Annotated in this window: 10 protein-coding genes; 7 read left to right on the top strand and 3 right to left on the bottom strand. The window is 40.1% G+C overall.

Annotated elements, in window-relative coordinates; genetic code table 11:
* Positions 1 to 164 precede the first annotated feature (164 nt).
* Complete coding sequence (gene petH, locus P9B04_RS05400) at positions 165 to 1,385, bottom strand: ferredoxin--NADP reductase (RefSeq protein ID WP_342053979.1); 1,221 nt, start codon at positions 1,383 to 1,385, stop codon at positions 165 to 167.
* Positions 1,386 to 1,842: 457 nt separating this feature from the next.
* Here petH and P9B04_RS05395 point away from each other — a divergent pair, with 457 nt between their 5' ends.
* Positions 1,843 to 2,841 carry a phosphoribulokinase gene (locus P9B04_RS05395; RefSeq protein WP_342053978.1) on the top strand — a complete coding sequence of 333 codons (999 nt, stop codon included), beginning with the start codon at positions 1,843 to 1,845 and terminating at the stop codon, positions 2,839 to 2,841.
* 149 nt (positions 2,842 to 2,990) lie between these two features.
* Here P9B04_RS05395 and P9B04_RS05390 read toward each other — a convergent pair whose 3' ends face one another.
* On the bottom strand, positions 2,991 to 3,188 hold the full coding sequence (locus tag P9B04_RS05390) for a hypothetical protein (protein ID WP_342053977.1): 198 nt from the start codon (positions 3,186 to 3,188) through the stop codon (positions 2,991 to 2,993).
* Between the two features lie 519 nt (positions 3,189 to 3,707).
* Here P9B04_RS05390 and surE point away from each other — a divergent pair.
* The 4 genes from surE (at position 3,708) to P9B04_RS05370 (ending at position 8,514) form a co-directional block, all read left to right on the top strand.
* Complete coding sequence (surE, locus tag P9B04_RS05385; RefSeq protein ID WP_342053976.1) at positions 3,708 to 4,523, top strand: 5'/3'-nucleotidase SurE; 816 nt, start codon at positions 3,708 to 3,710, stop codon at positions 4,521 to 4,523.
* Between the two features lie 74 nt (positions 4,524 to 4,597).
* Positions 4,598 to 5,191 (top strand): DUF3727 domain-containing protein, encoded by a 594-nt coding sequence (locus P9B04_RS05380; protein ID WP_342053975.1) that lies wholly within the window; start codon positions 4,598 to 4,600, stop codon positions 5,189 to 5,191.
* Between the two features lie 214 nt (positions 5,192 to 5,405).
* Complete coding sequence (locus P9B04_RS05375) at positions 5,406 to 8,054, top strand: chloride channel protein (protein ID WP_342053974.1); 2,649 nt, start codon at positions 5,406 to 5,408, stop codon at positions 8,052 to 8,054.
* Between the two features lie 103 nt (positions 8,055 to 8,157).
* A complete protein-coding gene (locus tag P9B04_RS05370; RefSeq protein WP_342053973.1) occupies positions 8,158 to 8,514 on the top strand; it encodes a hypothetical protein in 357 nt (118 codons plus the stop codon).
* A 234-nt stretch (positions 8,515 to 8,748) separates the two neighbouring features.
* Here P9B04_RS05370 and P9B04_RS05365 read toward each other — a convergent pair whose 3' ends face one another.
* Positions 8,749 to 9,681: a DUF1517 domain-containing protein gene (locus tag P9B04_RS05365; RefSeq protein WP_342053972.1), complete on the bottom strand. Its 933-nt coding sequence runs from the start codon at positions 9,679 to 9,681 to the stop codon at positions 8,749 to 8,751.
* Positions 9,682 to 10,522: 841 nt separating this feature from the next.
* Between P9B04_RS05365 and P9B04_RS05360 the strand changes: the two genes are divergently transcribed.
* Complete coding sequence (locus P9B04_RS05360) at positions 10,523 to 10,684, top strand: hypothetical protein (protein ID WP_342053971.1); 162 nt, start codon at positions 10,523 to 10,525, stop codon at positions 10,682 to 10,684.
* A gap of 224 nt (positions 10,685 to 10,908) precedes the next feature.
* Entirely contained in the window at positions 10,909 to 11,667 is a 759-nt protein-coding gene (locus tag P9B04_RS05355) for a peptidylprolyl isomerase (RefSeq protein WP_342053970.1), read from the top strand.
* Positions 11,668 to 11,753: the final 86 nt, after the last annotated feature.

The raw sequence follows: 11,753 nt of genomic DNA, 5'->3' as shown, positions 1-11,753 counted from the left end.
TCTTTGTCCCCTAACTTTCGGCGAGTCCCCCCAGACTTTTTGAGAAGCTTCATCAGAAGCATACTCCTCATCGACATTTTCACTATCTTGGATTATAATGCATACGACAAAAGGGGTCAACATCAGTTAACCCCTTGTTTCCATGTTGAAAATGACGTGGAAATTTAGTAAACTTCTACGTGCCAACGGTGTTCTTTCTTGAGTTGCTTAACGAAGTCAGGCCACTCTACGCCTTGTTTAGAAGCAAAAGCACTTAAACCTTCTTCAAGACCACTTTCCATTCCCTTTAGTCCACACATATAGAGATGGGTCTTAGGATCTTGTAACATAGTCCATAACTTTTCTGCCTGTTCAGCTACTCTGTGTTGGATGTACATCCGTCCACCTTCGCTATTTTTCTGTTCACGACTAACCGCATAGGTTAACTCGAAGTTATCAGGATACTTAGTTTGGATCTCTTCTAACTGATCTTTGTAGAGAACATTAGCAGTGTAAGGAACACCAAAGATTAACCAAGAGTTGCCCTTAAACTTGTATTCTGGGTTGTTCTCAAAGAACATACGCCATAAGAAAGAACGGAAAGGAGCAATTCCTGTTCCTGTAGCCAACATAATGATGTTAGCGTCTTCCTCATCGGGAAGTAACATTTCTTTCCCAACAGGTCCCCACATAGCTACATCAGCACCCACTTCTAGGTTACAGAGGTAAGTAGAACAAACACCATAAACTGTTTCCTTGGTTTCGGGGTGTTCATATTCTAACTGACGAACACACAAAGAAATGGTCTTATCATCCACCTTATCTCCGTGACGAGTAGAAGCAATAGAATAGAGTCTAGACTTCTGGGGTTTACCCTTTTCGTCAGTTCCGGGGGGAATAATAGCAAGACTTTGTCCTTCCAAATAATGAAGGTCCCCACCAGAAATATCAAAGGTTATGTGTTGAACGATTCCACTACCACCTTCAGCAACTAAAGGATAATTTTCAATACATTTGCCAATGTAGGGAGCTTTCGGCTTATAAATATTAGAGGGAATTTTCGTTTTCGCTTGAGTCATAGGTTTACGTTTTTCTTCCGTTTTGTTGCTTTGTTGTGGTTTAGCAACTTCGGCTGTACTAGAACCGTTAGAAGTGGGTTTTAAAGGGGTTTCAGCATCTAGAGGCTTGATGCTGACAATGCGGCCACCCATGCGGGTAATACGACGCATTTCCTGATTCATCCGTCCGTAGGGAACTGTGATAAAGACGCTACCACTACGACGAATGGGATAGTCAATACTATCATTATTAGTATTTTGACTTAACCCCACCACCTCGTAGACAAACAGACGGCTTCCGTATGCTGTTGTCTGGCCAGAAGTTGCTGTTAAAGCTGAACTGTACATCAATCTCTCCTAGATTTACCTTTGCCTATCATAACTGCTCTATTTAGACTACCATCGGGTGGTAATGTCAAATACACTGCTATGAATTGCTTGACCAGGAGGGAAACCTCAAATCAGATTCAGTGTTTTCATAGAGCATAACGAAATTATCCCCAAAAATCTGTTAAACCTGCATCAGTTTTATATTTTTTTCAAAGAGTGGTTTTAGGGAAATTAATCCATTGCGAAAGCTTTGCTTCTTGTGAAGGGTGATGTCAGTCTGGTAGAATCTTGTCAGTATTTAATACTTATTTGGATCTTGCTGAGGTCTGGTCGACCTTGGGAGAATACAACAGGATTATCACCCTGTACAAAATTCTACCTAGTAATTGGCCAAATATGCTCCCTTTATGGGAGACTTTAAAGACAAGGTAACGAAACCGGGTTAACAATTTTGTTTTGCATTTAGAGGGAAGCTATGACCACAAATTTAGACCGCGTGGTTCTTATTGCAGTTGCCGGAGACTCCGGTTGCGGTAAATCTACTTTTTTACGACGTTTAACCGATTTATTTGGTGAAGAGTTTATGACAGTCATCTGTTTAGATGACTATCACAGTTTAGATCGCAAGGGAAGAAAAGCTGCTGGTGTAACCGCCTTAAACCCCAAAGCGAATAATTTTGATCTGATGTACGAGCAAATTAAAGCTCTAAAATCTGGTCAAGCTATTGATAAACCAATTTATAATCACGAAACCGGAGAACTTGATCCTCCCGAACGGGTTGAACCAAATAAGGTAGTTGTTATCGAAGGATTACATCCTTTATTTGATGAGAGAGTTCGTGAGTTGGTTGATTTCGGAGTCTATCTCGATATCAGCGACGAAGTTAAAATCAACTGGAAAATCCAACGGGATATGGCGGAAAGAGGACACACTTACGAAGATGTGTTAGCCTCCATCAATGCCAGAAAGCCTGACTTTAGTGCTTACATCGAACCCCAAAAACAATACGCTGATGTGGTAATTCAAGTATTACCTACTCAGTTAATTGAAGACCACGAAAGTAAGTTATTACGAGTCCGTCTGGTTCAAAAAGAAGGTATTGCTAACTTTGAACCCGCTTACTTATTCGATGAGGGTTCCACTATTGATTGGCGGCCTTGCGGACGCAAGTTAACTTGTGCTTATCCTGGTATTAAGATGTACTACGGTCCCGATAACTTTATGGGTAACGAAGTATCTATCTTAGAAGTAGATGGTCAATTCGATAACCTCGAAGAAATGATCTACATCGAAAGTCATCTCAGTAAAACAGGAACCAAATACTATGGCGAGATGACCGAACTGTTACTACAACATAAAGATTATCCTGGTTCTACCAATGGAACTGGTTTATTCCAGGTTTTAGTCGGTTTGAAAATGAGAGAAACTTACGAAAAGATTACAGTAGGAGAACAAGTTCCTGCTCAAGTTTAATTATTTGTGGTAATTTATCTTAAAGCCGTGAGGAAAATTCATTTTTTCTCACGATTTTTTTTTAAGAAACTAGACTTTAATCATAACTAAAATATAAAAAATCCCCGCACAATGACGGAGATGTAGCAAGAGGAAACCAAAAAACTTGATTAACGTCCTAAGGCTCGAGAGTAAGAGACCATTCCAGCACTGACCACTTGTCCATAGTTATTGAGACGATCTTGTTGTCCTGCTCTTGTGGGGGCTAAAAATGTATCGGTTAAACCTATAGCAGCAAACATAACGGTAGCAGTGATAATAATGTAGTTGCGGATGATAACGCTGTTGTTAGTAGTGGTGTTTAACATTGGTTTGGCTCCTGTCCTCTTGTTATCTCTATCTTATGAGCTGACCCGGGGTGATGTCAGTCCCAAAATCAAAGTATATTCAGGGTTTTATCGATTTTCATAAGTGGTATAAAGTGGAAATAAGTGGAACTTGCTCCAACCTGAATTCGATATGAGCAAATTTATACAGAACTTGCCAAAATCAGTAGTATAAAACCCCTTATCTATTCAAGTGAAAAGTCTCTGGTTATGAAGTTTAATTAATTTAAGTATAGGAAAGTTTACCACCAGACGACAAAGGGGAAAAACCCACCAAAGGTAGTATTAGCCTTGATAAACTCCATACTGGAACTAGATAATGAGGAAACAATCTAAAAAAAATATAAAGAAATGCTGAGATAAGGCAACATAACTTTACAATGTACTCATAAGATAAAAACCGTCAGCCAACCAAATATAAGGCTGGTATATAATAAGTCACCCCAAGAATGCACATTCTTGGGGCATAATTTTTGTGGGTTCTCTAGTACGCTAAGCACAATGAGCGATTTTTCTAACATTAAAATACTAATTAGCAATGACGATGGCATTTTTGCCCAGGGTGTTCGCACCCTAGCCAATACCTTAGCCCAGGCAGGGTATGATATTACCGTAGTTTGTCCCGATCGCGAACGTTCGGCCACAGGTCACGGTTTAACGCTTCACCGTCCCATTCGGGCTGAAAGAGTAGAAGACTTCTTTAACCCTAAGATCAGAGCTTGGTCTTGTTCTGGCACTCCCTCAGACTGCGTTAAACTGGCATTAAGCACCCTTGTCGAAGTTCCACCAGATTTTATCGTTTCAGGGATCAATCATGGCTCTAACTTAGGGACAGACGTGCTGTATTCGGGAACAGTATCAGCGGCTATGGAAGGCATTATCGAAGGGATTCCCAGTATTGCCATGAGTCTAGCCAGCTTTTCCTCTCGTCAATTCCAACCAGGTGCCGACTTTGCCGTACGCTTAATCAAAGAATTGCAGGATCGTAACCTTCCCGAGAGTACCCTCCTTAACATAAATATTCCCCCTGTGGCAGCCGATGCGATCGCAGGAGTCATGTTAACCCGTCAAGGGTTACGTCGCTATATCGAAAACTTTGAAAAACGGGTCGATCCTCGAGGAAAAAGTTATTATTGGTTAGCAGGGGAATTAGTAACAGAAATAGAACAACCAGACCATATCCATCTACCCTCTGACATTCCCACCGATGTACAAGCAATTCAGCAAAATTATATTACCCTAACCCCTTTGCAGTACAATCTCACTGACGTGGCTAGTTTTGAGTATTTACAAAAAAATAAATGGTTAGACTGGTAGCTGGAATTAAAATGAGTCAATGTAGCCACGACAATTTATGATATTCTAATGCAATCGCAGTCTTATTTAAAACCATGTCCTCTTTTGAATACAATCAAGAAAGGGATTCCGAAGATATTGATCGTGTTACCTTGACCGACGAAAAGGGTTTTACCCTCGATTGTTACATAGAAAACGCTATTGAAGGAAATGATGGAACCTATCTATTATTAATGCCTGTGGATATTCCTGTGGTCATTCTATCTTGGGATGGAGAGGAAGAAGACAGCGACAATAATGAGGAAATTAGTAACGGTGTTTTATTAGAAGATCCAATAGAAATAGAGGAGATTTTTGCGGACGCTAAGGCAGTTTTAGCCGAGTTAGATTTAACCTTAAAATTGACTGCATTCACTCTTACTCTCACTGGAGAACTACCTCCTATAGAAGACGATGGCATTCTTACCTTAGAATTAGGTAATGAAGAACCATCCTTAGAATCAGAAGAATTACAATTTTTAAAAGATTTTTATCATAACAAACAAAAATACTCTATCTATACTCCTTTATCTCCCTTACTTTTCCTAGCAAAATACAATTTACTCGGAAAAGTAGAGTTAGTTTCTCCTGAAGATCAACAAATGCAAGTTATTTTAGAAGAATTATTATTTGATGATATGGATGAGTAATTAATCATTGATAGTTAACTTATGACATTGGTTTAATGAAAATTAGGAATATCCTTATTTAAAGAAAGCAATAGTTATTAAAAGGAAGGGAAAATTTAAGATTATTTTCTTTGATAACCTAAAGTTCCATAAGTAAAAAAATATCAAAAATTTTGCCTGTAACCCCTAAAACATCTTCTATGATCGAGAGAGACTGGCGCAATCTGGGTAATCCATGCAGCCTCATTTAATGCCTCGACGTTTTTATCAGTGGCTCAAATCAAGATCATTAGCTCTGAGTGCCACCGACACCCGTTATGCCATTGCAGAAGCGTCCTTAATTGGAGTCCTATCGGCGATCGCCGCCTTAATTCTCAAACAAGGAGTAGGTTGGTTAGGGGGTCAACGTGTCGCTTTGGCCAATCAATTTGGTGCCATGATGGTACTCCCATTAGGAGGACTAATTTTAGGCTATTTAGCCGGTCTGCTCATAGAAACCCTCTCCCCTACAGCCACAGGGGGGGGAATGACCCAAGTTAAAGCCGCCTTAGCTCGGTACCGAGTTCCCCTCTCTTTACGGGTAGCATTGGTTAAATTAATCGGAACCATTTTAGTATTAGGAGGTGGGCTAACCCTTGGCCGTCGTGCGCCTACCGTACACATCGGAGCCGCCTTAGCCGCCCAACTCAGTAGTTGGCTTCCCACCTCCCCCGAACATCGGCGACAAATGATCGCAGCCGGGGCGGCAGCAGGACTAGCAGCCGGTTTTGCCACCCCCATCGCAGGGGTATTGTTCGTAATTGAAGAGTTAATGCGAGATGCTTCCGGTTTAACCCTAGAAACAGCACTGGTGGCCTCTTTTACCGGAGCAGTGGTGTCCCAACTCTTGCAGTTGTCCACTTTTAATTTTCCCTCATCCCTTCTAGATTTACCTGATATCGCCTTCTATGCCTCAGAAATTCCTTTTTATCTATTATTGGGAATATTAGCAGGGTTACTCGGAGCGTTATTCAATCGAGGACTGTTACTAAGTGTTAAAATCCAAAAAGTCCTCAATTTACCTTTATCGTGGCGCATTGGCTTGATGGGAATGGTATCAGGCTTTATTATTGCTAATTTGCCTCTTTTCTTTCGAGACAACACAGGGTTGCGTTTTATTGTACTCAAGGGAGAACTGCAGTGGCATGACATTTTATTGGCTTTTGTGGCTCATTTTTTCCTGACTATTTTGGCCTATAGTGCTAACACCCCTGGTGGGTTATTTGGACCGGCTCTGGTGTTGGGATCTGCGTTGGGGTATTTAGTGGGAGACTTTGAAGAGTTTTTGACAGGAACCGGTACAGAATCTACTTATGCACTGGCTGGAATGGGTGCATTTTTTACAGCAGTGGTTAGGGTTCCTGTAACGGCGATCGTATTTGTTTTTGAATTAAAGACAAACTTTAATATTGTTCTACCTTTAATGGTCACTTGTGCTGTTTCCTATATGGTGGCCGAAGGAGTCTCGCGAGGTTCTCTCTACGAACATATGTTACAGGCGAGGGGCATTTACATCAACGAAGGAGCAACAGGACAGGATTTTCTTTCAAAACTAACTGCCTCTCAGGTAATGCAGTCTAAAGTTGAAACCCTATCCAGCAGTTTAACCCTGGATGAAGTGTTGCAAGCGATGTCTAATTCTAGTCATCGAGGGTTTCCTGTACTTGCTGAAGGTCAATTGGTGGGTATTGTAACCCAAAATGATCTAGCAAAATTGAAAAAAGTTCCAGGATTTACTCCTTTGTGGGAGTTCATGACCAGAAAACCCATTACAGTGCAATCAGAGGCTTCTTTGAGCGATGTTTTATACCTCCTCAACCGTTATCAACTGTCTCGTCTTCCCGTAACAGAAGGTAATAAGTTGGTGGGAATTATCACCCGAACCGATATTATCCGTGTCGAAGCCAACCAGTTACAAGGGGACGATACCACCATTAACGAGATGGTTCCCGATCCCTCTTATATTACTTATCAAACCCGCGCCCCATTAACTGGAGAAGGTCGCATTTTATTACCTTTGATCAATCCAGAGACAGCCACTTCTATGTTCAAAATTGGTGCAGCCATCGCCCAAGAACAAAACCAAGAAATGGAGTGTTTACAAGTGATTACTATTCCTAAGCACAGTGATCCAGCACAAACCCCCGTGATCACCCAACATAATCGTCAACTACTACAAAGAATCGAAAGATTAGCTCGTCAAGACAATATTTCTGTTCACACTCAAATTCGTGTTGCCCACGATCGCGCCCAAGCTATTTTAGACACCATTCGAGAACGCCACATCAATCTTATGGTATTAGAATGGTCTCCTAAAAATCATCTCCCCGGAACCATTTTTGGACCAGTGGTTGATTTATTGATTCGCAAGGCCCCTTGTGAGTTAGTTTTAGTGAAATTGGGTCCAGAGGAAGAAACTTACCCCGAAGCTTTGGATAAGGATACCACTTGGTTAGTTCCCGTTGCCGGTGGACCGAATGCAAAACTGGCTATAGAATTGTTACCTGGATTAACCCAACTATATACCCGACCCCGCTCCCCAATTATTTGGTTATGTCAGGTGTTTTCCCCCCATAAACCTACTCCAAGTTATCAGTCTTTGGAGGTCGAGGCAAAACAATTAAAAGCACAACTGGAACGCCCAGTTATTCCCTTACCCATTCGTTCGCAATCCGTCGCCGATGCCATTATTCACTTAGCAGAATCAGAAACCTGTGACGTAGTTATGTTGGGGGTAAGTCGTGAGAGTTTATTGGTTCAGGTAATGCAGGGAAATGTCGCTAAAACCATCGCACAAAAGGTTAAAAGTACGGTTATTTTAGTGCGAGGAAGGTTAGAGGATTAGTCAGAATTACTTGACAGTTTTCTGCCTAAAATTATTGACTTAAATCCCAATTTATGGTAATTAAATTAATAGAAAAGTAATGCCATAATAATTGTTAGGTTTAATGAATCATTTTTATCTTCGGCCTGAAGACTTACCTCCTCGTAAACCTGTTGATGCCTCTTTACAGCGAAGGCTAGATCAAGCCGTGACCAGTTATTTTTACGAAACTTGTGATTACCTTACCCAAGGGGTCTTGTCTCGCGGTGGATGGTATTTAACCACCTGTGGTACGGCGTTGACTTTAGTTGTTGTTTGTGTCAATAGACGACACAATTGGGATGTATTGAAGTATATGGCTTCTTTGGGTAAATATCTAAGAGAATTTGCCCCCATCGCTAATATTCGTATTTACCCACCACCAGGAGACGGAACGTCCTTAGAAATGCGCTTCCAGTTACCAGTGGTGTCTCAATCATAACTAGATGATTAGTAACCTGAGTTCGGAGTTAAGTCTTTGTTGACCAGATAATGCGTGTTTGAGACTACTGAACATGAGGGAATTTCTATGAATTTTCTTACATGGAACTCAGGTTAGTGGGCAGTTAACACAAGCAACAGCTTTGTCACTAAAGCTGCTGCTTATGAGTAAAGTATTAATTTGTCATAATTAAAGGACAGAAAACAGCATTTTTTGAGACTAATTAGGTAAAATTTAGGCAATTAGTCTAAAATTGGGGTAATTAACCACAAAATTGTCCCGACTCATGGTGTCCCCTTCCGCTTGAGGAGTCCACAATATTTCCACTGCTAAGAGGCGATCGCTTCCAATGGCAGCTATTTGTTGCAAAGACTGTTGAAGGTGATCTACTTCGTTAATTTCTGGTAAATCTAAATTACCTTGAACCCCGACAATAATGGAGGCCACAATATATTCTCCTGTTGGGGTAAATTTAGATAATTCGCCTTTCCCTGCTAGTAATTCTGTCTTAGTATCCCCTCGCAGTTGGTTGTTAACGTTAGATAGGGTTTCTGCACTGAATTTACTTCTTTCAGCTAAAGCTAGTTGATTGAATTTACTTTCTGCTGCATCGATGCCGGTGGTACTAGTTTCCGTCAACCCAGATACCCAGTATTCGGGGTGACGCAACAGAGCTAAACTAGCTTCTTGCAGTACCATTACCCGTCCAGATGCGGTGTTGGTGTCTGCTGTTTCTGCCAGTTGATCCAGTTCTTTTTGTAAATAACGGCCACTGGCCAATAATCCCACTTGAACTTTAGCTACAGAAACTTTAGGATTATCGTAGCTATTCCCCATCTGATCGCCCCCAAGATTGCGGACAGTCTTAATGAGAAAATTGGCCAAAGCAATAAAGATCAGGATGCTAAAAAGGCTACCAAAACCGCCAAAACCAAAGAAAGGGATCAGAAAAGGAAAGCCAAATCCTCCCCCACCGTAACCGTAACCACCTCTGTATCCTCCACCTCTGGGAGCGGTGTAGGTACGACTAGGACTTCTGAAGGAACCACCACCAATCCTGCCCCCTGTACGAGCAGCTAAAGCACTACTAACGTCTCCAAAAACCAGGGTTATGACTAAAACGAGGATTAATAAGGGTTTCAAAAAATGTTTGATTTTTTCTAACATACAACAACAATTCTGTGATTTACTTATCTCTTATTTATAGTTTACCGAGATTTTCTTTGTACGTTCCCTAAGTATTCTTTTATTTTTAATCAAGTAACGCACAAAAATTATTTTGTCAAGTATAATAAACCGTTCTTAATACCGTAAAAGCCTCAAAGTAGCCTTAAAATTAACTTCAACGCCAAGAACCAGTTCATTAGTTGAAAACCTTAATTTTCGACTCAGAAACTATTTCCACCTGAGAAAACATCTTGGTTCAGACTATCTTGAATTGTTGCAGTTTTTCCTAAATTATCGCACTTTTATGGAAAGTCGAAAAACTGAACGAGTAGAAAAAACTCCAGCTGAATTAATGACAGGTGAAAAGCCTCCATATTGCTTAGAGATGTTGGGATTTGAGCGGTTTCAACGAGCTTAATTCTCTAGTGCTTCAATTAATACTAATGCTCTAAAAACCAAGAGATGGCTTGGTTAAATTTATGCTGGAAGTGTTACCCAAAAAACTCTATTTTTGAACGGAACCGGAACCTTTTATCCAAACTAAAGATCACATTTAATTCTATTTTCTCACAGACAAAGTGTTGTCTAATTGTTAGACTGAGCGAGAAGGTTTAAACTGAATACCACTAAGTTATTACACAACCCCTAGTTGATACTGGACTTTATCAGACAAGAACTGTAGAAGGATTGTCCGTTTCCCAGAAACAAAACTGAACTTTCCTGAACTTTCCTGAACTTTCTCCTGAACTTTTTCCTGAACTTTCCTGAACAAATATGTATTGTTTCTGCTTGGTATTTTCGAGATTATAGAGGCATCGAAACCGAGAAGAAAGGAGACACCATGAATCTAAGGAAAAGCCAAGTCAATAACCATCAAGCTTTAGTGGAACTCCTAGAGGATGGCAATTTCTGGGAGGAACTGGATTACTACTATGATGGAAGTCCCTTAACTGACTTTTTGGATGCAAAACAACATCAGTTCCTAGCAAATCATAAACATTAAGTTTGTGTAAAGCCATGTAGTTAACTTCTTTCAGGGATATCTCTCCTTATGTGGTTTTTTTTGGTGATTATGCGGGGTAAAGTGAGCCAAAATCCTTGGCTACAATCAAAATCCATGTCTCAAGTGGTATTTACTTCGCAATTAAAAAGCCAATATCCACAATTGTTCTACCTAACACTTTAATTAAATCTATCATGTATCAAGTAGCAACTGCAAACAACTCTATGAATTCAAGCTCCATTGCCATCAACGGCGAAATCCTCTCTTGGGAACAGGTAATGGGTTCTTTACAACTTTTTGGCAAATTGCAACCGTTTTTACAAGAAGTTGTCATGCAATATATATTAGTCACAGAAGTCAATTCCAGAGACGATCTAGACATCAGTTCAACAGATTTGATCCAAGGGATAATGGATTTTCGGGTTCAACAAAATCTCACTGATGGCGATAAGTTTAATGAGTGGTTGAAGAAAGAAAATCTTGATAACAATCTCTTTCAAAATCGCATAATGCTTGGATTAAAAATCGAAAAATTGAGACAAGTAATTGCTGAAACGCAATTAGAAAGTTATTTCCAGGAGCATCAAAAATCCCTAGAAGAAGTTCTTTTGAACTGCGTAGTTACCTCAGAAAAAGAATTAGCAGAGCAAATCAAAGAAAGATTAGTTAATGAAAATATTTCTGTTGAAGAATTAGCTAAAGAATTTAGTAATTCCGAACAAAATGTCAGATTTTTCAAACAACAAGCACAACGACGCTCACTCTCTAAGTTAGGTCAAGAAGCCTCATCTTTATCCACAGAAGGAGAATTAGTTGGACCTGTTAATGTTGATAAAAACTGGTCAATTTTGAAAGTGATTGAGATTATTCCTGCTGAATTAGACGAAAAAATGAAAAAGCAAATTGAGGCACAACTGTTTAGTGAATGGTTAGTAGAAAAAGTTCGTGATCTTAAAGTTGATTTTAAGCCACAAACTAGCTGAGCTGATAGTTATTAATGGCCTGAGTTCGATCTAAGTAAGTCAGCAGAATTAATTGTATATTTTATGGTATAGTTTTATCAGCATTG

Origin of the sequence: Crocosphaera sp. Alani8, from assembly GCF_038442745.1 — a bacterium.
Taxonomy (GTDB): domain Bacteria; phylum Cyanobacteriota; class Cyanobacteriia; order Cyanobacteriales; family Microcystaceae; genus Crocosphaera.
The sequence above is the reverse complement of the archived record's forward strand: the minus strand, read 5'-3'. Positions and strand labels throughout refer to the sequence as shown.

What these genes read in the sequence shown, in the direction of transcription:
- P9B04_RS05380 (WP_342053975.1), top strand. Translation starts at nt 4,598, where the DNA reads ATGTCCTCTTTTGAATACAATCAAGAAAGGGATTCCGAAGATATTGAT.
- P9B04_RS05370 (WP_342053973.1), top strand. Translation starts at nt 8,158, where the DNA reads ATGAATCATTTTTATCTTCGGCCTGAAGACTTACCTCCTCGTAAACCT.
- P9B04_RS05355 (WP_342053970.1), top strand. Translation starts at nt 10,909, where the DNA reads ATGAATTCAAGCTCCATTGCCATCAACGGCGAAATCCTCTCTTGGGAA.
- P9B04_RS05365 (WP_342053972.1), bottom strand. Translation starts at nt 9,681, where the DNA reads ATGTTAGAAAAAATCAAACATTTTTTGAAACCCTTATTAATCCTCGTT.
- P9B04_RS05390 (WP_342053977.1), bottom strand. Translation starts at nt 3,188, where the DNA reads ATGTTAAACACCACTACTAACAACAGCGTTATCATCCGCAACTACATT.
- P9B04_RS05395 (WP_342053978.1), top strand. Translation starts at nt 1,843, where the DNA reads ATGACCACAAATTTAGACCGCGTGGTTCTTATTGCAGTTGCCGGAGAC.
- P9B04_RS05360 (WP_342053971.1), top strand. Translation starts at nt 10,523, where the DNA reads ATGAATCTAAGGAAAAGCCAAGTCAATAACCATCAAGCTTTAGTGGAA.
- petH (WP_342053979.1), bottom strand. Translation starts at nt 1,385, where the DNA reads ATGTACAGTTCAGCTTTAACAGCAACTTCTGGCCAGACAACAGCATAC.
- P9B04_RS05375 (WP_342053974.1), top strand. Translation starts at nt 5,406, where the DNA reads ATGCAGCCTCATTTAATGCCTCGACGTTTTTATCAGTGGCTCAAATCA.
- surE (WP_342053976.1), top strand. Translation starts at nt 3,708, where the DNA reads ATGAGCGATTTTTCTAACATTAAAATACTAATTAGCAATGACGATGGC.